This window comes from Pseudomonas sp. PA-4-8C (assembly GCF_021606625.1).
Classification (GTDB): domain Bacteria; phylum Pseudomonadota; class Gammaproteobacteria; order Pseudomonadales; family Pseudomonadaceae; genus Aquipseudomonas; species Aquipseudomonas lactis.
This window is the reverse complement of the sequence record NZ_WKCD01000067.1, coordinates 1-23,464: the sequence shown is the minus strand read 5'-3', so window position 1 is coordinate 23,464 and position 23,464 is coordinate 1. Positions and strand designations below refer to the sequence as shown.

At 59.9% G+C, this 23,464-nt stretch carries 21 protein-coding genes and 1 pseudogene; 15 read left to right on the top strand and 7 right to left on the bottom strand.

The features are described from left to right. Positions 1-148: 148 nt before the first annotated feature. The 4 genes from GIW04_RS13225 to GIW04_RS13210 form a co-directional block, all read right to left on the bottom strand. Entirely contained in the window at positions 149-556 is a 408-nt protein-coding gene (locus GIW04_RS13225; protein ID WP_120247598.1) for a SufE family protein, read from the bottom strand. Continuing rightward, entirely contained in the window at positions 553-1,758 is a 1,206-nt protein-coding gene (locus tag GIW04_RS13220; protein WP_120247599.1) for an aminotransferase class V-fold PLP-dependent enzyme, read from the bottom strand. The genes GIW04_RS13225 and GIW04_RS13220 overlap by 4 nt, the downstream gene beginning before the upstream one ends. A 67-nt stretch (positions 1,759-1,825) precedes the next feature. Beyond that, positions 1,826-2,860 carry a 2,3,4,5-tetrahydropyridine-2,6-dicarboxylate N-succinyltransferase gene (dapD, locus tag GIW04_RS13215; protein WP_003189146.1) on the bottom strand — a complete coding sequence of 345 codons (1,035 nt, stop codon included), beginning with the start codon at positions 2,858-2,860 and terminating at the stop codon, positions 1,826-1,828. A gap of 31 nt (positions 2,861-2,891) precedes the next feature. Next, complete coding sequence (locus GIW04_RS13210; RefSeq protein WP_171905475.1) at positions 2,892-3,278, bottom strand: ArsC family reductase; 387 nt, start codon at positions 3,276-3,278, stop codon at positions 2,892-2,894. A 188-nt stretch (positions 3,279-3,466) separates the two neighbouring features. On the opposite strand from GIW04_RS13210, the gene GIW04_RS13205 reads away from it, so the two are divergent. Continuing rightward, entirely contained in the window at positions 3,467-5,110 is a 1,644-nt protein-coding gene (locus tag GIW04_RS13205; RefSeq protein WP_034134912.1) for a Na+/H+ antiporter, read from the top strand. 11 nt (positions 5,111-5,121) lie between these two features. Here the strand turns inward: GIW04_RS13205 and dapC are convergent, their stop codons facing one another. The 3 genes from dapC to map form a co-directional block, all read right to left on the bottom strand. Beyond that, entirely contained in the window at positions 5,122-6,321 is a 1,200-nt protein-coding gene (dapC, locus tag GIW04_RS13200; RefSeq protein WP_120247600.1) for a succinyldiaminopimelate transaminase, read from the bottom strand. A 143-nt stretch (positions 6,322-6,464) separates the two neighbouring features. Then, positions 6,465-9,167 (bottom strand): [protein-PII] uridylyltransferase, encoded by a 2,703-nt coding sequence (locus GIW04_RS13195; RefSeq protein ID WP_034134914.1) that lies wholly within the window; start codon positions 9,165-9,167, stop codon positions 6,465-6,467. Positions 9,168-9,231: 64 nt separating this feature from the next. Then, positions 9,232-10,014 (bottom strand): type I methionyl aminopeptidase, encoded by a 783-nt coding sequence (gene map / locus GIW04_RS13190; protein WP_003189156.1) that lies wholly within the window; start codon positions 10,012-10,014, stop codon positions 9,232-9,234. Positions 10,015-10,401: 387 nt separating this feature from the next. Here map and rpsB point away from each other — a divergent pair, with 387 nt between their 5' ends. The 14 genes and pseudogenes from rpsB to GIW04_RS13120 form a co-directional block, all read left to right on the top strand. Next, positions 10,402-11,139, top strand: coding sequence for a 30S ribosomal protein S2 (gene rpsB / locus GIW04_RS13185; RefSeq protein ID WP_003189158.1), 738 nt, complete (start codon positions 10,402-10,404; stop codon positions 11,137-11,139). Positions 11,140-11,330: 191 nt separating this feature from the next. Further along, positions 11,331-12,194 (top strand): translation elongation factor Ts, encoded by an 864-nt coding sequence (gene tsf, locus GIW04_RS13180; RefSeq protein WP_003189160.1) that lies wholly within the window; start codon positions 11,331-11,333, stop codon positions 12,192-12,194. A 211-nt stretch (positions 12,195-12,405) separates the two neighbouring features. Next, entirely contained in the window at positions 12,406-13,149 is a 744-nt protein-coding gene (pyrH, locus tag GIW04_RS13175) for a UMP kinase (protein WP_003189161.1), read from the top strand. Then, positions 13,146-13,703 carry a ribosome recycling factor gene (gene frr / locus GIW04_RS13170; protein WP_003189163.1) on the top strand — a complete coding sequence of 186 codons (558 nt, stop codon included), beginning with the start codon at positions 13,146-13,148 and terminating at the stop codon, positions 13,701-13,703. Before pyrH ends, frr begins: the two co-directional genes overlap by 4 nt. A 17-nt stretch (positions 13,704-13,720) precedes the next feature. Beyond that, positions 13,721-14,476, top strand: a complete 756-nt coding sequence (uppS, locus tag GIW04_RS13165) for a polyprenyl diphosphate synthase (protein WP_003189167.1) — start codon at positions 13,721-13,723, stop codon at positions 14,474-14,476. Next, complete coding sequence (locus tag GIW04_RS13160) at positions 14,477-15,283, top strand: phosphatidate cytidylyltransferase (RefSeq protein ID WP_003189168.1); 807 nt, start codon at positions 14,477-14,479, stop codon at positions 15,281-15,283. Next, positions 15,280-16,470: a 1-deoxy-D-xylulose-5-phosphate reductoisomerase gene (gene ispC / locus GIW04_RS13155; RefSeq protein WP_003189169.1), complete on the top strand. Its 1,191-nt coding sequence runs from the start codon at positions 15,280-15,282 to the stop codon at positions 16,468-16,470. The genes GIW04_RS13160 and ispC overlap by 4 nt, the downstream gene beginning before the upstream one ends. A 43-nt stretch (positions 16,471-16,513) precedes the next feature. Beyond that, the gene (gene rseP / locus GIW04_RS13150) at positions 16,514-17,866 is read left to right on the top strand and encodes a sigma E protease regulator RseP (protein ID WP_032893184.1); all 1,353 of its coding nucleotides are present in this window, start codon (positions 16,514-16,516) and stop codon (positions 17,864-17,866) included. Between the two features lie 74 nt (positions 17,867-17,940). Then, positions 17,941-20,328 carry an outer membrane protein assembly factor BamA gene (gene bamA / locus GIW04_RS13145; protein ID WP_014717234.1) on the top strand — a complete coding sequence of 796 codons (2,388 nt, stop codon included), beginning with the start codon at positions 17,941-17,943 and terminating at the stop codon, positions 20,326-20,328. Positions 20,329-20,373: 45 nt separating this feature from the next. After that, on the top strand, positions 20,374-20,877 hold the full coding sequence (locus tag GIW04_RS13140; protein ID WP_003189173.1) for an OmpH family outer membrane protein: 504 nt from the start codon (positions 20,374-20,376) through the stop codon (positions 20,875-20,877). 3 nt (positions 20,878-20,880) lie between these two features. Further along, positions 20,881-21,936 carry a UDP-3-O-(3-hydroxymyristoyl)glucosamine N-acyltransferase gene (lpxD, locus tag GIW04_RS13135; protein WP_034134917.1) on the top strand — a complete coding sequence of 352 codons (1,056 nt, stop codon included), beginning with the start codon at positions 20,881-20,883 and terminating at the stop codon, positions 21,934-21,936. A 111-nt stretch (positions 21,937-22,047) separates the two neighbouring features. Beyond that, the gene (gene fabZ, locus GIW04_RS13130; protein ID WP_003172281.1) at positions 22,048-22,488 is read left to right on the top strand and encodes a 3-hydroxyacyl-ACP dehydratase FabZ; all 441 of its coding nucleotides are present in this window, start codon (positions 22,048-22,050) and stop codon (positions 22,486-22,488) included. Then, positions 22,485-23,261 carry an acyl-ACP--UDP-N-acetylglucosamine O-acyltransferase gene (lpxA, locus tag GIW04_RS13125; protein WP_003189175.1) on the top strand — a complete coding sequence of 259 codons (777 nt, stop codon included), beginning with the start codon at positions 22,485-22,487 and terminating at the stop codon, positions 23,259-23,261. Before fabZ ends, lpxA begins: the two co-directional genes overlap by 4 nt. 2 nt (positions 23,262-23,263) lie before the next feature. Next, positions 23,264-23,464: pseudogene (locus GIW04_RS13120) on the top strand (lipid-A-disaccharide synthase); the annotation flags it as partial.

The window sequence follows — 23,464 nt, the reverse complement described above, 5'->3', positions numbered from 1 at the left end:
TTCAAGCCTGCGTTCGGCCAGCGTGGTTTAACGGGGCGCCTGAGATCAAGATCAAAAGCAGATCAAGATCAAGAGCGGCTCGCTTCGCATCGTGGTTACCGTCGGTTACCTATGGCCATCGCAGGTAAGCCAGCTTCCACATTAATTTCTATGTACGCGTCAGGTCTCGCATGCGTTGCAGTACGGCATTCAAACCATTACTGCGCGACGGCGATAGCTGGCGCGACAAGCCCAGTTGATTGAACCAGTCAGGCAGGTCAACTGCTTGCAATTCATCAGTCGACAACCCATTGACCCGCGTCAGCAGCAACGCCACCAACCCCCGAATCATCCGCGCCTCACTGCTCGCAGCAAACTGCCAATGGCCGTCCTGCAAACGCCCCACCAGCCACACTAGGCTTTCGCAACCGTGCACCAGGTTGGCGTCGACCTTTTCGTCATCAGCCAGGGCGGGCAAGCGTTCCCCCCATTGCATCAGCATCCGCGCGCGCTGTTCCCAACTGCCTACGGCCTGGAAAGCTTCCAGCGCGGCTTGTGCCTCCAGCGGCAAGCTCATCGCAGCATGTCCAGTGCCTGGTCCAGCGCTTCAAAAAAGCGCTCCAGGTCGTCGGAATCGTTGTAGAGCGCCAGGGAGACGCGGATTGCGCCTGACAGATTCATCGCCTTCAACAAAGGCATCGCGCAGTGATGGCCGGCCCGCACGGCAATGCCTTGCTCGGTCAGCAAGTGGGCGAGGTCGGCGTTGTGCACGCCCTCCACCACAAAACTCACCAGCGCCACTTGCGGCGAGCCCAGCACGCGCACGCCATTGCGTGCCTTAAGCCCACGCAGCAGGTAGTCATGCAGGGCGGCTTCGTGGGCGAGCACCGCCGAAGCATCCAGCGAACTCAGGTAATCCAGGCTCGCGCCCAGGCCTATCACGCTGGCAATCGGTGGAGTGCCGGCCTCGAAACCCAGCGGCGCGGGGCGAAAGCTGGCGCTGTGATAGTCCGCCTGTTGCACCATCTCGCCGCCAAACTGCCAGTGGCGCAGGTGATGCAGGGCTTCATTACGGCCATACAGCACGCCGACGCCGTCCGGGCCGTAGAGTTTGTGGCTGGAAAACACGTAGAAGTCGCAGCCCAGGCCCTGCACATCATGGCGGCCATGGACGATGCCTTGGGCGCCGTCCACCACCGTGAGGGCGCCGTATGCCTGGGCCAGCTTCAGCAAGGCTTGCAGCGGCTGCCAGGCACCGAGCACGTTGGACAACTGGCTCACCGCCAGCAGGCGCGTGCGTGGGCCAATCAAGCTGGCGGCGGCGTCCAGGTCGATCACGCCGTCATCGCCCAGGGGCAAGACCACCAGCGTGAGTGCGCGGCGTTTGGCCAATTGCTGCCAGGGCAACAGGTTGGCGTGGTGTTCCAGGGCGCTGATGGCAATCTCATCGCCCGCATTGAATAAGTGCTCCAGGCCATAGGCCAGGAGGTTCAGTGCAGAGGTGGCGCCGTGGGTAAACACGACCTGCCCGCTGTCACCTGCGTTCAACCACTGCGCGACCTTGCTGCGGCTGTCTTCAAAGGCCTGGGTCGCGTGGGCCCCGGGCAAATGCTGGGCACGGTGCACATTGGCTGCGCCATTGGCGTAGTAATGACTGATGGCATCCAGCAGGGCTTGAGGTTTTTGCGTGGTGGCGGCGCTGTCCAGATAGGTCTGGTCCTGCCGTTGCAGGGTGGCGATGGCCGGGAAGTCGGCGCGCCAGGGGGAGGGCACAAGCATGGTGATCAAGACTCGTATAAGCGAGCCGCCCCGAAGATGCGGCCCGCTAGTGGCATCGAGTGGCTGCTTAGTTGTGAGCGTGCAGCGCTTCGTTCAGTTCGATGGCCGATTTGTGGGTTTTGCACTCCACGGCACCGGTTACGGAGTTACGACGGAACAGCAGGTCTGGCTGGCCAGCCAACTCGCGTGCCTTGACCACCTTGACCAGTTGGTTCTGCTCATCCAGCAGGGCAACCTTGGTGCCGGCGGTGATGTACAGGCCCGACTCCACGGTGTTGCGGTCGCCCAATGGGATACCGGTACCGGCGTTGGCGCCGATCAGGCAGCCTTCGCCGACCTTGATCACGATATTGCCGCCGCCCGACAGGGTGCCCATGGTGGAGCAACCGCCGCCCAGGTCCGAGCCCTTGCCGACGAATACGCCCGCCGATACGCGGCCTTCGATCATGCCCGGGCCTTCGGTGCCGGCGTTGAAGTTGACGAAACCTTCGTGCATCACGGTGGTGCCTTCGCCTACGTAGGCGCCCAGGCGGATACGTGCCGCGTCAGCGATACGCACGCCGGCCGGTACGACGTAGTCGGTCATTTTCGGGAACTTGTCCACCGAGAACACTTCCAGCAGGTCGCCACGCAGGCGCGCTTCCAGTTGGCGCTCGGCCAGCTCATTGATGTCGATGGCGCCCTGGCTGGTCCAGGCCACGTTCGGCAACTGCGGGAACACACCGGCCAGGCTCAGGCCGTGAGGCTTGACCAGGCGATGGGACAGCAGGTGCAGCTTGAGGTAGGCCTCAGGCGTGGACGTAAGTGCGGCGTCTTCGGCCAGCAGGGTCGCGACCAGCGGCGTGTGGCTTTCTGCCAGGCGGCTGAGCAGGGCGGCCTGGGCGGCATCGACGCCTTTGAGTGCGTCGGCCAGTTGCAGGGCCTGGCTCACGGTGAAGGTGATCGCCTGGTTGCCTTCGGTGTAACCGAGGATCGGTGCGATGGCGGCAACGATTTCAGCCGATGGGTTGAGCAAGGGTTGTGCGTAAAACACTTCCAGCCAAGCACCTTGGCGGTTCTGAGTGCCGACGCCGAAGCCCAGGCTGAACAGGGAATTGGACATGCTGTTACCTCTACAAAAATGGAAGGCTGGCCTACTTGAGGGCCGCCGAATAACTATCTGGCTTGAAGCCAATCAGGGTTCTGTCACCGAGATCGAGCACCGGGCGCTTGATCATCGAGGGTTGTGCGAGCATCAGTTCAATGGCTTTCGACTGATCGAGATCGGCTTTGCGTTCGTCTTCGAGTTTGCGAAAGGTGGTGCCCGCACGGTTCAAAACCACCTGCCAACCGTGCTCGTTGCACCATTGGGTCAAGTGTTCGCGGTCGATACCGGCCGTTTTGTAGTCATGGAACTCATAGCTCACCCCGTGCTCATCGAGCCAGGTGCGCGCCTTTTTCATGGTGTCGCAGGCTTTAATGCCGAAAAGGTGCAAGGTTTTGCTTGAAGCAGTCAAGGAATTGCCCCCCTTTGGACGCATGAAAAATGAAAGATCGCGGATTATGCCACGACCGGCGGGTTTCGGCGCCGCTCGTCAACAGCGTGCGACTTTTGTGCAAAAGCCGGTGCGCAGCCTAGGCGAGTAACATAGCCAGGTAATATGGCACTTCAACGGCCAGTTGTTGCCTGATGTGTCGTTGCAAGTCGATTGTCCGGGAAACCCGCGTTATGCAAACCGCCTACACCGTCCTTATCCTGCTGATGCTGGTCAGCCTTTCGCGCCTCGTCGGGCGCGTCATCCCACTGCCGTTGCCCCTGGTGCAGATCGCCGCCGGCGCCTTGCTGGCCTGGCCCACGTTAGGGCTGCACGTGGCGCTGGACCCGGAGCTGTTCCTGTTTCTATTCCTGCCGCCGCTGCTGTTTTCCGATGGTTGGCGCATGCCCAAGCGCGAGTTGTGGCGCCTGCGTGGCCCGATCCTGACATTGGCGGTGGGGCTGGTGCTGTTCACCGTGGTGGGCGCCGGCTATTTCATCAATTGGTTATTGCCAACCATCCCGTTACCGGTGGCTTTCGCCCTGGCCGCGGTTTTGTCACCGACGGACGCCGTGGCGGTGTCGGCCATTTCCCAGAACCGTTTGCCCAAGCCGCTGATGCACATGCTCCAAGGCGAAGCCTTGATGAATGACGCATCTGGCCTGGTGACCTTCAAATTCGCCCTGGCCGCAGCGTTGACCGGGGTCTTTTCCCTGGCAGATGCCAGCCTGACGTTTGTGCTGGTGGCAGTGGGCGGGCTGGCGATCGGGGTGGCGTTGAGCTGGCTGGTCGGCCGCCTGCGCGCCTGGATGATCGCGCGCGGCTGGGATGACCCGGCCACTCATGTGGTGTTCATGTTGCTGCTGCCCTTTGCTGCGTACGTACTGGCTGAACGCCTGGGCGCGTCCGGCATTCTCTCGGCGGTGGCGGCGGGCATGATGCAAAGCTGGCTCGACCTGCTGCCGCGCCAGACCAGCACGCGCCTGCTCAACCGCAGCGTGTGGTCGTTGCTGGAGTTTGCCTTCAACGGTTTGATCTTCCTGCTGCTGGGCCTGCAACTGCCAGACATCATCAAGGCCGTGGTCAGCCATGAAACCACACTGTGGCCCACCTTGATGTATCGCTGCCTGGACGTGGTGGCGATCTTCCTGGTGCTGGTGGTACTGCGCTTTATCTGGGTGCAGAGCATCTGGCGGCTGTCGGGGTTGCTGCGCCGGCTGCGTGGCAAAAGCGCGCTGACCCTGGTGCCGACGGCCCGTTCCTGCTGGCTGTTGACCGTCGGCGGTGTACGCGGAGCGGTGACGTTGGCCGGTGTGATGTCGGTGCCCTTGCTGCTGGCGCCGGGCCAGGATTTTCCTGAGCGTGACCTGCTGATCTTTATCGCTGCCGGGGTGATCCTGCTGTCGCTGGTCGCTGCCTGCATCGCCCTGCCGTTACTGCTGCGTGGCGTCGAAAAAGGCCCGGATGAAAAGCGCCACAACGAAGTGCGCGAGGCCTGGAAGAAGACCGCGGTGGCGGCGATTCACGCACTGGAGGCTCAAGAACCCGCCGAAGCTGAAACACCGGACGCCGCTCAAGCGGCACTGGCCACCGAGCTCAAGGCGCGGCTGATGGCGGAGTATCGTCACCAGTTGGACGTGTTCAATGATTCGGCCGAAGCCCAGGCGCTGGCGCTGCAAATGGACCAGTTGGAGCGCAAGTTGCGGCTCAAGGCCCTGCGTGCTCAGCGGTTGGAGTTGTATAGCTTGAGCCGTCATCACCAGATTGGTGATGACGTGTTGAGGGAGGTGTTGGCGGAGTTGGATATGAGCGAGGCGAATTTGGGTCACATGAAGTGACCCGTAAGCCCTTAACGGCGACGCTGGATGAAGTCGCGAATCCTTTCAGCCGCTTCCACACATTCCGCCAACGGCGCCACCAACGCCAGGCGCACACGCCCCGCGCCAGGGTTGAAGCCGTCCACTTCCCGCGATAGGTAAGAGCCCGGCACCACTGTCACATGCTCTTGCACGAACAAATCGCGGCAGAAGGCAGCGTCGTCGCCTTGCACATGCGGCCACAGGTAAAAGCCCCCATCCGGGCTTTGCACGTCCAGCACCGGCTTGAGGATCGCCAGCACCGCATCGAACTTCTCGCGGTACAGGTCACGGTTGGCCAGTACGTGGGCCTCGTCCTGCCAGGCCGCAATGCTTGCAAGCTGGGTTTGCACTGGCATCGCGCAGCCGTGGTAGGTGCGGTACAGCAAAAAGGCCTTGAGGATCTCGGCGTCGCCGGCCACAAAGCCTGAGCGCAGGCCTGGCAGGTTGGAGCGCTTGGACAGGCTGTGGAATACCACGCAACGCTTGAAGTCCTCGCGGCCCAGCTCGACGCAGGCGCTGAGCAGGCCTGGTGGCGGGGTTTGCTCGTCGAAGTACAGCTCGCTGTAGCACTCGTCGGCAGCGATGACGAAATCGTATTGGTCGGCCAGGGCGATGAGTTTTTTCAGGGTGTCGACCGGGATCAGTGCGCCAGTCGGGTTGCCGGGGGAGCACAGGAACAGGATCTGGCAGCGTTTCCAGATGTCGGGGGAGACGGCATCGAAGTCCGGGTTGAAGCCGTTGCTATCCAGGCATGGCAGGTAGTGCGGCTTGGCCCCGGCCAGGAACGCGGCGCCTTCGTAGATCTGGTAGAACGGGTTGGGGCTTACCACCAGCGCGTCGTCGCCACGGTTGACCACGGTCTGGGTGAAGGCAAACAGCGCCTCGCGCGTACCGTTGACCGGCAAGATGTTGCGCGCCGGGTCCAGCCAGCCCTTGGGCACGTTGAAGCGGCGTTCGCACCAGGCGCCGATGGCTTCGCGCAGGGCCGGAATACCCAAGGTGGTGGGGTACACCGCCATTTGATCGAGGTTATGGCTCAAGGCCTCGGCAACGAAGGCCGGTGAGGTGTGCTTGGGCTCGCCGATGGACAGGGCGATGGGGCGTTTGTCCGGGTTCGGCGTCACGCTGCCGAGCAGGGCGCGCAGTTTCTCGAAGGGGTAGGGCTGCAACTGGTTAAGGGCGTTGTTCATATAAGCCTCTATCACGGTGAGCACGGAACCTGTGGGAGCTGGCTTGCCTGCGATGGCATCACTGCGGTCTACCTGACGGACCAAGGTGTCTGCATCGCAGGCAAGCCAGCTCCCACAGGGCTCCTGTTCACAAAGTTAAGAATTCAAATGGTCAGTCGGGTCAGCTCGACACCGGGTTCCTGGCTCACGCTCAATTGCTCCACGATCGCCGCTTGCAAGCGCAGGCACAACTCCGGGTCGGACAGTGGCTGGTTGTCGGCGTCGGTGATAAAGAACACGTCTTCCACGCGCTCCCCCAGGGTCGCAATCTTGGCGTTCTGCAACGACAGATCGAACTCCAGGAAAATCCCGCCGATACGCGCCAGCAGCCCTGGGCGATCCGGTGCGCTGAGCTCCAGCACCGTCACTGGTCGCTGGGCGTCGTTGGAAATAGTCACCTGGGGCGCAAAGGCAAAGTGCTTGAGCTGGCGCGGCACCCGGCGCTGGATGATGGTGGGGTAGTCGTCGGGGTTGCGCAGGGCTTCGGTGAGGCCCTCGCGGATCTTTTTCACGCGCGCCGGGTTGTCGCCAATCGAGTCTCCGTCGGTGTCGAGCACGATGTAGGTGTCGAGGGTGAACTGGCTGCTGGAGGTGATGACCCGGGCGTCATGGATGTTCAGGTTGAGCTGGTCCATGGCCGCCACGGTCACGGCGAAGAAGTCGTGCTGGTCGGGCGCGTAGATGAAGATCTGCGTGCCGCCTTCGAATTCGCGCTGGGTGGTTTCCTTGATCAAGACCAGCGGGCCACCATCGGCGGGTTGCTGCAGGATTGCGTCACTGTGCCAGGCCACGTCGCCGGCGGTGTGGCGCAGGAAGTAATCGTCACCCAGTTGCGACCAGAGTTGCTCGACGTCGTCCGGGTCGTTACCGCCGCGCACCAGGATATCCAGGGCCGCACTTTGGGTGCGGCGGATCTGCTCTTCGCGGTCCACCGGGTTCTCCAGGCCACGGCGCAGGGCGCGCTTGGTCTCGGTGTACAGTTGGCGCAACAGGCTGGCGCGCCAGGAGTTCCACAGCGTCGGGTTGGTGGCGTTGATGTCGGAAACAGTCAGCACATACAGGTAATCCAGACGGGTCTCATCGCCGACGATGCCGGCAAAGTCGTGAATCACCTGTGGGTCGGACAAGTCCTTGCGCTGGGCCGTGGTCGACATCACCAGGTGGTTCTGCACCAGCCAGACAATCAGGCGGCTGTCCCACAACGGCAGTTGGTGGCGCTGGCAGAAGGCTTCGGCATCCACCGCGCCGATCTCCGAGTGGTCGCCATGCCGGCCCTTGCCGATGTCGTGGTACAAGCCGGCGAGGTAAATCAGCTCGGGCTTGGGCAGCTTGGCCATCAGCTTACTGGCCAGCGGGAATTTCTCTGATACCTGGGTGTACTGCAACTTACGCAGATGTTTGATCAGATTCAGGGTGTGGGCATCGACGGTGTAGATGTGGAACAGGTCGTGTTGCATCTGCCCGACGATAAAACCGAACTCCGGCAGGTAGCGCCCGAGAATGCCGTAACGGTTCATGCGCCGCAGGTTGCGGTGGATGCCGATGCGGCACTTGAACAGCTCGATAAACAGGCTGGTATTGCGAATATCGTTGCGAAAGTCGTCGTCGATCAGGTGACGGTTTTCCCGCAGCAGGCGGATGGTATCGGCGCGCACGCCTTTGATTTCCGGCTGCTGCGCCATCAACACGAAGATTTCCAGCATGGCGAACGGCGTGCGGCGGAACACGTTGTCGTTGCGTGCTTCGATATAACCGTCGTGCAGTTGGAAGCGCGCATTGATCGGCTGCGGCGGTGCTTCGTCTTCGGGGGCCAGGATCACTTCTTCGAAATGCTGGATGATCAAGTCGCTGAGCTGGGCAATGCTCATGACCACCCTGTAGTACTGCTGCATGAAGCTTTCGATGCTGGTCTTCGCGTCTTCGCCCTCAAAGCCCAGCAGGGTGGCGATAGAGCGCTGGTGATCGAACAGCAGGCGGTCTTCGGAGCGCCCGGCCAGCATGTGCAGGGCGTAGCGCACCTTCCACAGGAACTCCTGGGACGAAGCCAGCAGAGTGTTTTCGCTCTCCACCAGGAAGCCTTCGCCGGCCAGGGCGCGCAGGTTCAGCGTGCCGTATTGGCGGCGGGCCACCCACAAAATCGTCTGGATATCCCGCAGCCCGCCCGGTGAGCCTTTGACGTTGGGTTCCAGGTTGTATTCGGTGTCGTTGTACTTGTGGTGCCGGGCTTTTTGCTCGGCGCGCTTGGCCAGGAAGAACTCCTTGCTCGGCCACATATGTGCGGTGCTGGTGACTTCGAGCATGCGCTGGCGCAGGCGCTCGGGGCCGCAGATGGTGCGGCTTTCCATCAGGTTGGTGACCACCGTCAGGTCGGCACGGGCCTCTTCGGCGCATTCGTCCACCGAGCGTACGCTCTGGCCGACTTCCAGGCCGATGTCCCACAGCAACGTCAGAAAGCGCTCGATGGAATCGCGAAAGGTCTCATGATCGGCCTGGTCCAGCAGGATCAGCAGGTCGATGTCGGAGTAGGGGTGCAGTTCGCCGCGACCGTAGCCGCCGACCGCCACCAGGGCGATATCGGCGTCGAAACTCCAGTTGAACTGCTCCCAGGCCTTTTGCAGGATGTTATCGACGAACCAGGCGCGGTCTTCGATCAGGCGGCGAATATCCCGGCCGCTGCGAAAGCGCGCATCCAGAACCTCGCGGGCTTGGCGGATGGCCTTCTTGAAGGCCGCGATAGGGCTTGCCTTCAATGCCAGCTCGGCCTGGAACTGGCCACGGTCGAAGAGTTCGGGATCCACCTGGGGCATCGATCGGCTTTCCTTTCTATCTATCAGTCAGTCACAACACGCTGTGGGAAAACCTGGGCAACCTTCAGGCCGAAACGCGTGGGATGGTGTCGTCGGCGCGCAGGGTGAAAATCTCATAGCCGGTGTCGGTGACCAGCAGGGTGTGTTCCCACTGGGCCGAGAGCTTGCGGTCCTTGGTGATGGCGGTCCAGCCGTCGCCCAGCACCTTGGTGTCGGCCTTGCCCTGGTTGATCATCGGCTCGATGGTGAAGGTCATGCCTGCCTTGAGTTCCATGCCGGTGCCGGCGCGGCCGTAGTGCAGGATCTGCGGCTCTTCGTGGAACACTTTGCCGATACCGTGGCCGCAGAATTCGCGCACCACCGAGAAACCGTTCTTTTCCGCGTGCTTCTGGATCACTTCACCGATGTCACCCAGGCGGCAGCCGGGCTTGACGATTTCGATGGCCTTGTACATGCATTCCTGGGTGACCTGGGACAGGCGCTCGGCCCACACCGGTACATTGCCGACGTGGAACATGCGGCTGGTGTCGCCGTGGTAGCCGTCCTTGATCACCGTGACGTCGATGTTCAGGGTGTCGCCGTCCTTCAGTGGCTTGTCACCGGGAATGCCGTGGCAGACCACGTGGTTGATCGAGGTGCAGATCGACTTGGGGAAGCCTTTGTAATTCAGCGGGGCAGGGATGGCTTTTTGCACGTCGACTATATAGTCGTGGCAGATGCGGTCCAGCGCTTCGGTGGTGACGCCGGGCTTGACGTGTTCGGCGATCATTTCCAGCACGTCGGCAGCCAGTTTGCCGGCAACGCGCATGCCTGCGATGTCTTCGGCGGTTTTCAAGGTAACGGTCATACAGGCTCTCTCTAGCGCGACGCGCTGAAATCAATACGGTTCACGGGGGCGCGACAAAGGGTTACAGCATTCGCGCAAGTCCCAAAAAACGCGATTCTAACAGACGATGCTGGCAAATCATGCGCATCTGGTGATCGCTTCTCTCTATGAGGTAGAGGCATGTTGGCTGTATTCAAGGGCTTACGCAAAGACGACGACCGGCAAGTGTGATTGCGGGTTTCGTTTTTGCCGATGCTGTGGTATAAAATGCGCCGCTTTCCGGGGATACCCCGCAAAGCTTAAATCCACACACGTGTCGACACGATGACCTGGGTGCCGGAGGCCTTGATGCCGCTGGTTGGTCATTGGGATACGTGGAGGCCAAACCCGACTTATTAAGGAACTATCATGTCCCAAGTCAACATGCGCGATATGCTGAAGGCCGGTGTGCACTTCGGTCACCAGACCCGTTACTGGAACCCGAAAATGGGTAAGTACATTTTCGGCGCGCGTAACAAGATTCACATTATCAACCTTGAAAAAACCCTGCCAATGTTCAACGAAGCACTGACTTTCGTAGAGCGTCTGGCCCAGGGCAAAAACAAGATCCTGTTCGTCGGCACCAAGCGTTCCGCTGGCAAGATCGTTGCTGAAGAAGCAGCACGTTGCGGTTCGCCGTACGTCGATCACCGCTGGTTGGGCGGCATGCTGACCAACTTCAAAACCATCCGTGCTTCCATCAAGCGTCTGCGTGACCTTGAAGTACAAGCCGAAGACGGTACTTTCGCCAAGCTGACCAAGAAAGAAGCGCTGATGCGCTCCCGTGACCTGGAAAAGCTCGATCGTTCCCTGGGTGGTATCAAGGACATGGGCGGTCTGCCTGACGCACTGTTCGTTATCGACGTTGATCACGAGCGCATCGCGATCACCGAAGCCAACAAGCTGGGCATCCCGGTTATCGGCGTAGTCGATACCAACAGCAGCCCGGAAGGCGTTGACTACATCATCCCAGGCAACGATGACGCAATCCGCGCTATCCAGCTGTACATGGGTTCGATGGCTGACGCTGTAATCCGTGGTCGCAACCACGTTGCTGGTGGTACCGAGCAGTTCGTTGAAGAAGCTCCGGTAGCTGCCGCTGAGTAATTGACGCCCTGGCGTTGACTCAGTAAGCAAAAAGGGGGCTTGGCCCCCTTTTTGCCACCTCGAAAACCATTTGTCGGCAGCGCAGCTACATCATTTGTAACGTGCAGCGGCCTACAACGGAGATTCGGGAAGAATTGATCGCCCGTTTGATCGGGTGGAATGGTTGAAAACCTATCCAAGAGGATTTTGAAATGGCAGAGATTACTGCAGCGTTGGTTAAAGAACTGCGTGAGCGTACCGGCGAAGGCATGATGGATTGCAAAAAGGCCTTGACCAAGGCCGGCGGCGACATCGAAAAAGCCATTGATGACATGCGTGCTTCCGGCGCCATCAAGGCTGCCAAGAAAGCAGGCAACGTGGCTGCTGAAGGCGCTATCGCTCTGAAAGAAGACGGCAAATCCGCCGTTCTGCTGGAAGTGAACTCCCAGACCGACTTCCTGGCTTTGCAGGACGACTTCAAGGCATTCGTTGCTGCCAGCGTTGAAAAAGCGTTCGCCGAGAAAATGACTGACGCCGCTCCGCTGATCGAAGCTCAAGAAGCTGATCGCCTGGTACTGGTCGGCAAGGTTGGCGAAAACGTCAACATCCGTCGCCTGGTTCGCGTTGAAGGTGATGTGGTTGGTGGTTACCTGCACGGCAACAAGATCGGTGTTGCAGTTGTTCTCAAAGGCGGCGACGTTGAGCTGGCTAAAGACATCGCAATGCACGTTGCTGCAAGCAACCCTGAGTTCCTGCTGCCTTCGGAAGTGTCTGCCGACGCAATCGAACGTGAAAAAGCTGTGTTCCTGAGCCTCAACGCCGACAAGATCGCCGGCAAGCCAGAGAACATCGTTGAAAACATGATCAAAGGCCGCATCAGCAAGTTCCTGGCTGAAGCAAGCCTGGTTGAGCAGGCGTTCGTCAAGAACCCTGAAATCAAGGTTGGCGAACTGGCCAAGAAAGCCGGTGCTGAAATCGTTTCCTTCACCTACTTCAAAGTAGGCGAAGGCATCGAGAAGCCGGTCGACAACTTCGCTGAAGAAGTTGCTGCCCAGCTGGCTGCCGCCAAGCAATAAGACAGTTCCAAACTGTCGCCGAAAGAGGCTGCCCGCTCACGCGCGCAGCCTCTTTTCAAATGGGAAGGCCAATTTTATTTGGTTTCCTCTCGGAACTGGCTTACAAAGCCGTGTTCCGATGGCGCTGTGACAGCGTCCAGCTAGAGTGAACGCAAGCCGTAAAACGGCTCGCCAAGAATTTTTAAAAAATACGCCGCAGGAGAGATTCGCAATGGCTCAGCAGGGCAGTGGTTATCAGGCTCGCTATAAACGCATTCTACTCAAGCTCAGCGGCGAGGCCCTGATGGGCTCGGAAGAGTTCGGGATCGACCCCAAGGTGCTTGACCGCATGGCGCTGGAAGTCGGCCAATTGGTCGGTATCGGCGTGCAGGTCGGCCTGGTGATTGGTGGTGGCAACCTGTTCCGCGGTGCGGCACTCAGTGCTGCCGGTATGGACCGGGTTACCGGCGACCACATGGGCATGCTGGCCACTGTGATGAACGCCCTGGCCATGCGCGACGCCCTGGAGCGCGCCAACATCTCGGCCATCGTGATGTCGGCTATTTCCATGGTTGGCGTGACCGATCACTATGATCGCCGCAAAGCCATGCGCCACCTGAACTCCAAGGAGGTGGTGATCTTTGCCGCCGGCACCGGTAACCCGTTCTTCACCACCGACTCGGCCGCATGCCTGCGTGCTATCGAAATCGATGCCGACGTGGTGTTGAAGGCGACCAAGGTGGATGGCGTATACACTGCAGACCCATTCAAAGACCCGCATGCCGAGAAGTTCGATCATCTGACCTACGATGAAGTACTGGATCGCAAGCTGGGTGTCATGGACCTGACCGCTATCTGCCTGTGCCGCGACCACAAGATGCCGCTGCGCGTATTTAACATGAACAAGCCCGGCGCCCTGCTGAATATCGTACACGGCGGCGCAGAAGGGACTCTGATCGAGGAAGGCCAACAATGATCAACGAAATCAAGAAAGACGCCCAGGCGCGTATGCAGAAATCTCTGGAATCCTTGAGCCACGCCTTTGGCCAGATCCGTACTGGCAAGGCGCACCCAAGCATCCTGGGCAGCGTGATGGTGCCTTACTACGGTTCTGACACCCCGCTGAGCGGTGTGGCCAACGTGACCGTGAAGGATTCGCGTACCCTGCAAGTTGTTGCCTTCGAGCGCAACATGCTCGCTGCCGTCGACAAAGCTATCCAGAGTGCTGGCCTGAACCTCAATCCGACCAACCTGGGCGAGTTGCTGCTGATCTCCATGCCTGCGCTGACCGAAGAAACCCGCAAGGGCTTCACCAAGCAGGCGCGCAGTGCCGCTGAAGATGCGCGCGTTGCCGTGCGTAACATCCGCCGCGATGCGTTGGGCGACCTGAAGAAGCTGGTCAAGGACAAGGAAATCAGCGAAGACGAAGAGCGCCGTGCCGTCGCTGATATCGACAAGCTGACCAAGGACGCCGAAGCCCAGATCACCAAGGCGACCGAAGAAAAAGAAAAGGACCTGATGGCCGTATAAGGGGTCAGGACGCCTTCATGGAAAAGACCAAGCAGACTGTGCCCTCCGTGGTGCCGCGCCATGTCGCGATCATCATGGACGGGAATAATCGCTGGGCGAAAAAACGCTTTATGCCGGGTGTTGCCGGGCATAAAGCGGGTGTTGACGCGGTAAGGGCGGTGATTGAGGTGTGCGCCGAGGCCAAGGTCGAAGTGCTGACCTTGTTCGCCTTCTCCAGTGAGAACTGGCAGCGGCCCGCCGATGAGGTCAGTGCCTTGATGGACCTGTTCTTCAAGGCCCTGCGTCGTGAGGCCAAGCGCCTCAATGACAACAACATCAGTCTGCGCATCATTGGTGATCGCTCGCGGTTCCATCCGGAACTGCAAACGGCCATGCGCGAAGCCGAGGCCATCACTGCCGGCAGTAACCGTTTTGTGTTGCAGATCGCAGCCAACTACGGCGGCCAGTGGGATATCGCCCAGGCTGCGCAGCGGCTCGCCCGCGAAGTGCAGGCCGGTCATCTGCGCCCGGACGACATCACGCCCGAACTGTTACAAACCTGCCTGGTGACCGGCGACCTGCCGTTGCCGGACTTGTGTATTCGTACCGGTGGCGAGCATCGCATCAGCAATTTCCTGCTGTGGCAGTTGGCCTACACCGAACTGTACTTCTCCGACCTGTTCTGGCCGGACTTCAAACACGATGCCATGCGTAATGCACTGGCCGATTTCGCTTCCCGTCAGCGTCGCTTCGGTAAAACGAGCGAGCAGATCGAAGCTGGAGCCCGGGTTTAAATGCTTAAACAACGAATCATCACGGCGCTGATCCTGCTGCCCATTGCCTTGTGCGGTTTTTTCCTGCTCGACGGTTCCGGCTTTGCGCTGTTCATCGGCCTGGTCGTGACCCTTGGGGCCTGGGAGTGGGCGCGCCTGGCAGGCTTCGTCAACCAATTGCCGCGTGTGGTCTACGCCGCTGTGGTCGCGCTGTTGTTGTTCTTCATGTACATCCTGCCGGACATCGCGCCCTGGGTGCTGGGGGCTGCCGTGTTGTGGTGGGCGCTGGCGACTTTCCTGGTGCTCACCTATCCGCGCACCAGTGGCCAATGGTCCAGCGTGGCCTGCAAGCTGGTGATTGGCCTGGCGATCCTGTTGCCGGCTTGGCAAGGGTTGGTGGAGATCAAGCGTTACCCTCTTGGCAACGAGTTGATCCTGGCGGTGATGGTGTTGGTATGGGGCGCTGACATTGGTGCCTACTTCTCGGGTCGAGCCTTTGGCAAGCGCAAGCTGGCCCCGGCCGTCAGCCCAGGCAAGAGCTGGGAAGGCGTATACGGCGGCCTGGCTTTGACGCTGCTGATCACCCTGGTGGTCGGTGTGGTGCGTGACTGGTCGGTAAAGGAAGTACTCCTGGCCTTGCTGGGGGCGGCTATCGTCGTGTTCATCTCGGTGGTGGGCGACCTTACCGAGAGCATGTTCAAGCGTCAGGCTGGCATCAAGGACAGCAGTAACCTGCTGCCAGGTCATGGCGGTGTGCTTGACCGTATCGACAGCCTCACCGCTGCGCTACCGATCTTTGCCGTGCTGTTGTGGATGATCGCTTCGTGAGCCGCCTGCAGCAGGTTACGGTGCTGGGCGCGACCGGCTCGGTCGGGCTCAGTACCCTGGACGTCATTGCGCGTCACCCCGATCGCTATCGGGTTTTCGCCCTGACCGGCTTCACGCGTTTGCGCGAGCTGCTGGCCTTGTGCGTGCGACACTCGCCGCGCTTTGCCGTGGTGCCAGAGGTGGCTGCCGCTCGCCGTCTGCAGGATGATCTGCGGGCTGCCGGGCTGGCCACTCAGGTATTGGTCGGCGAGGCAGGGTTGTGCCAGGTCTCGGCCGATGCTGACGTGGATACCGTGGTGGCGGCGATTGTCGGTGCAGCAGGTTTGCGCCCGACCTTGGCGGCGGTCGATGCTGGCAAGAAAATCCTGCTGGCCAATAAAGAAGCCTTGGTCATGTCCGGTGCTCTCTTTATGCAAGCGGTGCGCAAGAGCGGCGCGGTGTTGCTGCCTCTGGACAGCGAGCACAACGCCATCTTCCAGTGCATGCCCGGTGATTTTGCCCGCGGCTTGAGTCAGGTCGGCGTGCGCCGGATTCTGCTGACGGCATCTGGCGGGCCATTCCGCCAGACTCCGTCGGCCGAGCTCGAGCATGTGTCTCCCGATCAGGCATGTGCCCATCCGAACTGGTCCATGGGGCGCAAAATCTCCGTGGATTCGGCGAGCATGATGAACAAAGGCCTGGAATTGATCGAGGCATGCTGGTTGTTCGATGCGCGGCCTGACCAGGTTGAGGTGGTGATTCACCCACAAAGTGTGATCCATTCCCTGGTCGATTACGTGGATGGTTCGGTGTTGGCGCAGTTGGGTAATCCGGACATGCGCACACCGATCGCCAATGCCTTGGCCTGGCCGGAGCGCATTGATTCGGGCGTGGCGCCGTTGGACTTGTTTGCAATCGCGCGCCTGGACTTCGAAGCCCCGGACGAGCAGCGTTTCCCGTGTTTGCGCCTGGCGCGGCAAGCGGCCGAGGCGGGTAACAGTGCCCCGGCCATGCTTAACGCGGCCAATGAGGTGGCCGTAGCCGCGTTTCTTGAACGGCGCATCCGCTTTCCGCAGATCGCGAGTATCATCGAGGACGTCCTGGCGCTTGAGCCGGTGGTGGCGGTGAATGACCTGGAGGCGGTGTTTGAAGCCGACACCAAGGCCCGAGCCCTGGCTGGGCAATGGTTGGAACGCAATGCGCGTTAAGGTTTGAGTCTTCAGGCATTGGATTGAGATGCGGAGAAATTAGATGAGTGCGCTCTACATGATTGTCGGCACCCTGGTTGCTCTGGGTGTGTTGGTGACCTTCCACGAATTCGGCCACTTCTGGGTCGCGCGTCGTTGCGGCGTCAAGGTATTGCGCTTTTCCGTCGGTTTCGGCATGCCGTTGTTGCGCTGGCATGACCGCCGCGGCACTGAGTTTGTCATTGCTGCTATCCCGTTGGGCGGCTACGTCAAGATGCTCGATGAGCGCGAAGGCGAAGTGCCTGCCGACCAGTTGGACCAATCCTTCAATCGCAAGACCGTTCGTCAGCGTATTGCGATTGTTGCGGCGGGGCCGATTGCCAACTTCCTGTTGGCGATGGTGTTCTTCTGGGTCTTGGCCATGCTGGGCAGCCAGCAGGTGCGCCCGGTCATTGGTGCGGTCGAAGCGGACAGCATCGCGGCCAAGGCTGGCCTGACGGCTGGGCAGGAAATTGTATCCATTGATGGCGAACCCACCACGGGCTGGGGCGCGGTCAACTTGCAGTTGGTACGCCGCCTGGGCGAGAGCGGCACCGTCAATGTGGTGGTGCGCGACCAGGATTCCAGCGCCGAAACCCCGCGGGCATTGGCGCTGGACCATTGGCTCAAGGGCGCTGATGAGCCCGATCCGATCAAGTCCCTGGGGATCCGCCCTTGGCGTCCGGCCTTGCCGCCGGTGCTGGCCGAGCTCGACCCGAAAGGCCCGGCCCAGGCTGCTGGCCTGAAAACCGGTGATCGCTTGCTGGCCCTTGATGGCCAGGCGCTGGGTGACTGGCAGCAGGTGGTCGACCTGGTGCGTGTGCGCCCTGATACCAAAATTGTGCTGAAAGTTGAGCGCGACGGTGCTCAAATCGACGTCCCTGTGACCTTGTCGGTGCGAAGCGAAGCCAAGGCAGCCGGGGGTTACCTGGGTGCCGGGGTCAAGGGTGTCGAATGGCCGCCATCGATGGTGCGAGAGGTCAGCTACGGGCCTTTGGCCGCGATTGGCGAGGGTGCGAAACGCACCTGGACCATGAGCGTGCTGACCCTCGAATCCCTCAAGAAAATGTTGTTCGGTGAGCTCTCGGTAAAAAACTTGAGTGGACCGATAACCATTGCTAAAGTGGCGGGCGCTTCTGCCCAGTCGGGTGTCGCGGATTTCCTGAATTTCCTGGCTTATCTGAGTATTAGCCTTGGGGTTCTGAATTTGCTGCCCATTCCAGTATTGGATGGGGGGCATCTGCTGTTTTATCTGGTCGAGTGGGTGCGTGGTCGCCCCTTGTCGGATCGGGTGCAGGGTTGGGGGATACAGATTGGTATCAGTTTGGTGGTCGGGGTGATGTTGTTAGCCCTGGTCAACGATCTGGGACGTCTGTAACGCTTCGCTGAATTGCGAATCTGCCGCATTTTGCGGCAGTTTGTTTATTGCCAGTTGGAATAAGAAAGGACTTCATGAAACGTCTGCTGCTAACTGCGGTTCTCACCGTATTGATGATCGCCGAAGTTCACGCCGAGTCCTTCACCATCTCCGATATTCGCGTCAACGGCCTCCAGCGGGTTTCCGCGGGTAGCGTCTTTGGTGCCTTGCCGTTGAACGTCGGGGAACAGGCGGATGATCGTCGCCTGGTGGAATCCACTCGTGCGCTGTTCAAAACCGGGTTCTTTCAAGATATCCAACTGGGTCGCGAAGGCAACGTCCTGGTCATCACGGTCGTCGAGCGACCTTCCGTCGCGAGTATCGCGATCGAAGGTAACAAGGCCATCTCCACTGAAGACCTGATGAAGGGCCTGAAGCAATCGGGCCTGGCCGAGGGCGAGATCTTCCAGCGCGCGACCCTTGAGGGTGTGCGTAACGAGCTGCAACGCCAGTACGTTGCCCAGGGCCGCTACTCCGCGACCGTGGAAACCGAAGTGATCCCCCAGCCTCGTAACCGTGTGGGCCTGAAGGTCAACATCAACGAAGGCACCGTGGCCGCCATCCAGCACATCAACGTCGTGGGCAACACCAAGTTCCCTGATGAAGACCTGGTCGACCTGTTCGAACTCAAGACCACCAACTGGTTGTCGTTCTTCAAGAACGATGACAAGTACGCCCGTGAAAAACTCTCCGGTGACCTGGAACGCCTGCGCTCCTACTACCTGGACCGTGGCTATATCAACATGGACATCGCTTCGACCCAGGTGTCCATCACCCCGGACAAGAAGCACGTCTACATCACCGTCAACGTCAACGAAGGCGAGAAGTACAAGGTTCGTGACGTCAAGCTCAGTGGCGACCTGAAAGTGCCTGAAGACCAGGTCAAGTCCCTGTTGCTGGTGCAGAAGGACCAGGTGTTCTCGCGCAAGCTGATGACCACCACCTCCGAACTGATCACCCGTCGCCTGGGTAACGAAGGCTATACCTTCGCCAACGTCAACGGCGTGCCGACCCCGAATGATGAAGACCACACCGTGGACATCACCTTCGTCGTCGATCCGGGCAAGCGTGCCTACGTCAACCGCATCAACTTCCGTGGCAACACCAAGTCTGCGGACGAAGTGCTGCGTCGTGAAATGCGTCAGATGGAAGGTGGCTGGGCTTCGACCTACCTGATCGACCAATCCAAGACCCGTCTTGAGCGCCTGGGCTTCTTCAAGGAAGTCAACGTCGAAACCCCGGCCGTACCGGGTGTGGATGACCAGGTTGACGTGAACTACGCCGTTGAAGAACAAGCCTCGGGCTCGATCACCGCCAGCGTCGGTTTCGCCCAGAGCGCCGGTTTGATCCTGGGTGGTTCCATCACGCAGAACAACTTCCTGGGTACCGGTAACCGTGTGTCCATCGGCCTGACCCGCAGCGAATACCAAAGCCGATACAACTTCGGCTACACCGACCCCTACTGGACTGCAGACGGTGTGAGCCTGGGCTACAACGCCTTCTACCGCACCACTGACTACAAAGACCTCGATGTTGACGTTGCAAGCTATGCGATCGACAGCCTGGGTGCCGGTGTCAACGTGGGTTACCCGATCAGCGAGACCTCGCGCCTGACCTTCGGCCTCACCGCCCAGCAGGATGAGATCAAGACCGGTGTGTACACCGTGGACGAAATCTTCGACTTCACCCGTCGTGAAGGCGACAAGTTCCTGAACTTCAAGGCGTCTGCCGGCTGGTCCGAGTCGACCCTGAACAAAGGCGTACTGGCAACCCGCGGCCACTCCCAGAGCCTGACTGCGGAAGTCACCACGCCGGGCAGCGACCTGTCGTTCTTCAAGCTCGACTACCGCGGTCAGTTGTTCCAGCCGTTGAGCGATAACTACACCATGCGCCTGCACACAGAGCTGGGCTATGGCGACGGTTATGGTTCGACCGATGGCTTGCCGTTCTATGAAAACTATTATGCAGGTGGTTTCAACTCGGTACGTGGCTTCAAGGACAGCACCTTGGGTCCGCGTGGTACGCCGAGCCGTGGTGTTGATCGCACTGGTAACCAGGGCACTGTCGCTGACTCGGACAACGACCCGCTGCCATTCGGTGGTAACGTGCTGATCCAGGGTGGTGCGGAGATTCTGTTCCCGCTGCCGTTCGTCAAGGACCAGCGTTCCCTGCGTACTTCGGTCTTCTGGGACGTGGGTAACGTGTTCGACTCCAAGTGCGAACAGATCAAGAACCCAAGTGGCTTGAAGTCCAATACTCAATGCAACGACGTGAGCCTCAGCAACCTGGCAAGCTCCGTGGGCGTGGGTGTGACCTGGGTGACTGCGCTGGGCCCGTTGAGCTTTGCTCTGGCCATGCCGATCAAGAAACCGGATAACGCTGAAACCCAGATTTTCCAATTCTCCCTCGGCCAGACGTTCTAAGCGTCTGACCTAAGATAACGACAACGGATTCTGTAGGAGTACATCGTGCGTAAGTTGACTCAATTGGTTTTGCTGGCCACTGTGCTGGTCACCACCCCGGCCTTCGCCGAAATGAAAATCGCCGTTCTGAACTATCAGATGGCCCTGCTGGAATCCGATGCGGCCAAGCGATACGCCGTGGATGCCGAGAAGAAGTTCGGTCCGCAACTGACCAAGCTCAAGACACTGGAAAGCAGCGCCAAAGGCATCCAGGACCGCCTGGTAGCCGGTGGCGACAAGATGCAGCAAGGCGAGCGCGAGCGTCTGGAGCTTGAATTCAAGCAAAAGGCCCGTGACTACCAGTTCCAATCCAAGGAGCTGAACGAAGCCAAGGCTGTGGCCGACCGCGAAATGCTCAAGCAGCTCAAGCCTAAATTGGACAGCGCTGTGGAAGAAGTCATCAAGAAGGGTGCCTTTGACCTGGTGTTCGAGCGTGGCGCCGTGATCGACGTCAAGCCTCAATACGACATCACCCGCCAGGTGATCGAGCGCATGAACCAGCTGAAGTAAACCATGACAGCGACTATCAAACTCGGCGAGTTGGCCGAGTTCCTGGGGGCCACCTTGCGTGGCTCCAAGGAGAAAGAAATCACTGGGCTAGCCACCTTGCAGGAGGCTGGCCCAGCTCAGTTGAGCTTCCTCGCAAATCCTCAATACCGTAAATACCTGGTCGACTGCCAGGCCGCAGCCGTGTTGCTGAAGGCCGCTGACGCCGAAGGGTTTATCGGGGATGCGCTGGTGGTGGCCGACCCGTACCTGTCGTACGCCAAGGCGTCGCACCTGTTCGATCCCAAGCCGAAGGCGGCCGGCGGTATTCACCCGTCTGCCGTGATCGCCGATGATGCCCAGGTTGACCCTGCCGCCAGCATCGGTGCGTTTGCCGTGATCGAGAGTGGGGCGCGTATTGGTGCTGGTGTCACCGTGGGTGCCCACTGCTTTATCGGTGCACGCTGTGAAATTGGTGCCGATGGTTGGCTGGCCCCCCGCGTGACCCTCTACCACGATGTGCGTATTGGCCAGCGTGTGGTCATTCAGTCCGGTGCTGTTATCGGCGGCGAAGGCTTTGGCTTTGCCAACTCCAAAGGTGTCTGGCACAAGATCGCCCAGGTCGGTGGCGTATTGATCGGCGACGATGTGGAGATCGGCGTGAACACTGCTGTGGATCGCGGGGCCCTGGCCGATACCGTGATCGGTAACGGTGTAAAGCTCGATAACCAGATCCAGATCGCCCACAACGTGCAGATTGGCGATCACACCGCCATGGCCGCCTGCGTGGGTATTTCCGGCAGCACCAAGATCGGCAAGCATTGCATGCTCGCCGGTGGCGTAGGGCTGGTGGGGCATATCGATATTTGCGACAACGTCTTCATCACCGGCATGACCATGGTGACCCACTCGATAACAGAGCCAGGGGCCTATTCGTCCGGTACCGCGATGCAACCTGCGGCCGAATGGCGCAAGAGTGCCGCGCGTTTGAGGAAGATCGACGACATGGCACGACGTATCAAACAGCTTGAAAAGCGTGTCGGGGACGTGACCCCCGGCGGTAATGCTTCATCAGAAGGCTGATACCATTTCCATATCAAGTGTGCACAGCCGCTAGACGGCCTCCTTGATTTGCTAGCGGGGCGTGCGCCTGGTGCGCCCGCCCCCAATCTTTATTACAGGCTTCCCCCCGAAATGATGGACATCAACGAGATTCGCGAATACCTGCCTCACCGTTACCCGTTCCTGCTGGTGGATCGCGTAGTGGACCTCAACGTCGAGGAAAAGCGCATTCGTGCCTACAAGAATGTCAGCATCAACGAACCATTCTTCAACGGTCACTTTCCTGCGCATCCAATCATGCCAGGTGTGTTGATCATCGAAGCCATGGCCCAGGCTGCCGGTATCCTTGGTTTCAAAATGCTCGACCTCAAGCCTGCCGACGGCACGCTTTACTATTTCGTGGGTTCGGACAAGCTGCGTTTTCGCAACCCGGTCACCCCGGGTGACCAGTTGATCCTGGAAGCCAAGTTCATCAGTTGCAAACGCCAGATCTGGAAGTTCGAATGCCAGGCCTCGGTAGATGGCAAGCCGGTGTGCTCTGCCGAGATCATCTGTGCGGAACGCAAACTATGAGTTTGATTGACCCTCGCGCAATCATCGATCCGTCGGCCGTACTGGCCGCCGACGTTGAGGTCGGCCCTTGGTCGATCGTCGGCGCAGGTGTGGAAATCGGCGAGGGGACTGTCATCGGGCCACACGTGATCCTTAAAGGTCCGACCCGTATTGGCAAACACAATCGTATCTACCAGTTCTCCTCGGTAGGCGAAGACACCCCGGACATGAAGTACAAGGGTGAAGAAACACGCCTGGTCATCGGTGACCACAACATCATTCGTGAAGGCGTCACCATTCACCGCGGCACCGTGCAGGATCGCGCTGAAACCACCTTGGGTGATCACAACCTGGTCATGGCCTATGCGCACATCGGCCATGACAGTGTGATCGGCAACCATTGCATCCTGGTCAACAACACTGCGTTGGCAGGCCATGTGCACGTTGATGACTGGGCGATCCTCTCCGGTTTTACCCTGGTGCATCAGTATTGCCATATCGGCGCCCACAGCTTTTCCGGCATGGGCACCGCCATCGGCAAGGATGTCCCGGCGTTCGTGACGGTATTCGGCAACCCTGCCGAAGCCCGTAGCATGAATTTTGAAGGCATGCGTCGTCGCGGTTTCAGTGAAGAGGCCATCCACGCCTTGCGCCGTGCCTACAAGACGGTTTACCGCCAAGGGTTGACCGTCGAACAGGCCCTGACCGAACTGGCCGAGCCGGCTACGCAGTTCCCGGAAGTCGCGGTGTTCCGTGACTCTATCCAGACCTCGACTCGCGGCATCACCCGCTGATCATGGCCACTTTGCGTATTGCGCTCGTGGCCGGTGAAGCTTCCGGCGATATCCTGGGTGCTGGCTTGATGCGGGCGCTCAAGGCCCAGCATCCGGCGGTGGAATTTATCGGCGTCGGTGGCCCGTTGATGCAAGCCGAAGGCCTGACCTCCTACTTCCCCATGGAGCGCCTGTCAGTCATGGGGCTGGTGGAAGTCTTGGGG